The 2108-nt window shown below is 44.7% G+C and carries 2 protein-coding genes; both read left to right on the top strand.

From position 1 onward, the window contains the following. Positions 1 to 328 precede the first annotated feature (328 nt). Entirely contained in the window at positions 329 to 790 is a 462-nt protein-coding gene (locus tag VJ464_21540) for a trypco2 family protein (GenBank protein ID HKQ07724.1), read from the top strand. 1 nt (position 791) lies between these two features. After that, the gene (locus tag VJ464_21535) at positions 792 to 1730 is read left to right on the top strand and encodes a hypothetical protein (GenBank protein HKQ07723.1); all 939 of its coding nucleotides are present in this window, start codon (positions 792 to 794) and stop codon (positions 1728 to 1730) included. The last annotated feature ends 378 nt before the right edge of the window (positions 1731 to 2108 follow it).

Raw genomic sequence — 2108 nt, 5'->3', positions numbered from 1 at the left:
TGGGAGCACCTTTCTACTATCAGGTTGGCTTGGCTTTGGCGGTGCCGGCGTATACGCTGATAATCTACGTCTGCTTAATCGTGATCGGCTGGCCGCATTCCCGAGAGAAGCGCGTTGAAATGGATGAGTCGAGATAGAGAGTGAGAGCCATCCGAGAGTGGCCTAACAACGACATGCACCGGAGCGCGCGAAGCGCAACTCTTATCATTCCCGCTATGCCGTTCGCGCGCCCGGTGATGTGTGTTCGTTAGGTGGTTACATTTGAAAGCCATTGAGGTAGCAGAACCTGAAGTGGTTAGACAATAAATGTATTTTAGGAGTCAGCAAAATGCTGGATATATCTCAATCTAAACTAGATCTTATTATTACCATTGCAATAATTTTCTTGCTTATAGTCATGTTATATAACCACAGAAGATCATCTTCTACAGCGAAGGTAGATTCTGCTGAACTTGGTGTGAAAGATCTCATCGAAAAAGTCAAATCAGAACTCATAGAGATGGAGCAAAACAGAGAAAGGGAAGGAAAAGCCGCTCTCTTTGAACTCAAAGACTTTGATCTGGAAATTAATTTTGTTGTCAAAGCTGTTAATAAGGAGTCAGGACAAGCTGAGTTCAAAGTAATAACGGTAGGTGGGGAAACAGAATCTGACTCTGAAAAAGCTCAAAAAATAAAATTACATATGACTGTTGTTCAGCCTCAAAATCGGAAAACAAAAGCTTCTAAAACACCACCGCAGGCCGATGAGTCTGCCATGATATCCGATCCACTGCCAAAGGAGAAAAAGTAATATGCTGAAAGTTGGTCACTCCTATCTAAATAAAGCCTATTTAATCGTTATGATTGGTCTGTTTTTATTTATCCCAACTGAGACATTCGCCTCGAATGAGGATGAACATTCTTTGATATGGTTTGTGAGTATTTATCCCAAAAATTCTGATTATCTTGTGGTATTGTTCGACCCTCGGGAGTTATCTAAGAGCGGATTCTATATTGCCAGCTCTATTCGTTACGAAGTGAAATTCTATGCAGAGCATAACAGGTATCTTGGAAGCAAGAGCTTCTTTTACACTAATAAAATAGATGGCGAACATATATATCGGCAATTTGTACCGCATCCCTACAAATTGGCAGAAGCGGTTATGGGAGGAAACGCTTTCTATAAGGTCCGCCCCATTGGGACCACTGGGCTACGTACGACGGTTTCATTTTCTCGTTGTGATGAATACTACAGTTCACCTAAAGAGCCTGAGAATGTCAGTTCCCAAGAAGAACTCGAGGTTAACTGGAGGGCAGTGGCAGAATCATCAGATCAACAACTTGATGTCTACCCCTATTTAATCCGTAAGCCAAACGGAAAATTTCGCCCTCCTGGCGGCTATCGCTGGGTCAACCCTAATGATGAAGATGATTTTCGGGTGGAGCCTATGCCGGATTTGAGGGTGGGCGAAAAATGGCGGTTGCTGCCTACCAGGGGGAATCGCTGGGTAAATCCAGATAACCCTAATGATTTTCAGGTTGAGTTAGCGCCAAACTTGATTAAGAAAGATGGAAAAATTCATCCTGCTAATGGCTATTGCTGGGTTTATCCAGACGACCCAAATAATTTCTGTGTTGAACTCATACCAGGATTAATTAAGGGCAAGGATGGGAAATTCCATCCTGCTAACGGCTATCGCTGGGTTAATCCAGATGACCCAAATGATCTGCGGGTTGAACGCTCACCATAATCATCTGAGGAGCAGTTATCGGATTTAATTTTCAACAAACTGCTCAAAAATATCTTTTATGTCTTGGCTCCAATAGCTATGGAGTAAGAGATGAAAACAGAAAGAAGCATGAGGATGAACAAGCGAGGCAGAAAGCAGGACATAACCACAAACCACCTAACAACGACATGCACCGGAGCCGCCGCTGCGCCGTTCTCAAGGTTACTGGCAATGCCGTTCGGCGGCCCGGTAATGTCCGGCGTTGGGCGCCTTTCCCGCAATCGCTAACAGGCGCGATTGTGCTCGCTTGCTGTTTCGGTTGATGCGTGTTCGATCCGCGATCATCGGTAATCCGAATCCCGTGGCCATCTCCAAGTGCAAGAGCAGGCGCTGCACCGA

The sequence above is a fragment of the Blastocatellia bacterium genome (assembly GCA_035275065.1).
Classification (GTDB): Bacteria; Acidobacteriota; Blastocatellia; order UBA7656; family UBA7656; genus DATENM01.
The sequence above is the reverse complement of the archived record's forward strand: the minus strand, read 5'-3'. Positions and strand labels throughout refer to the sequence as shown.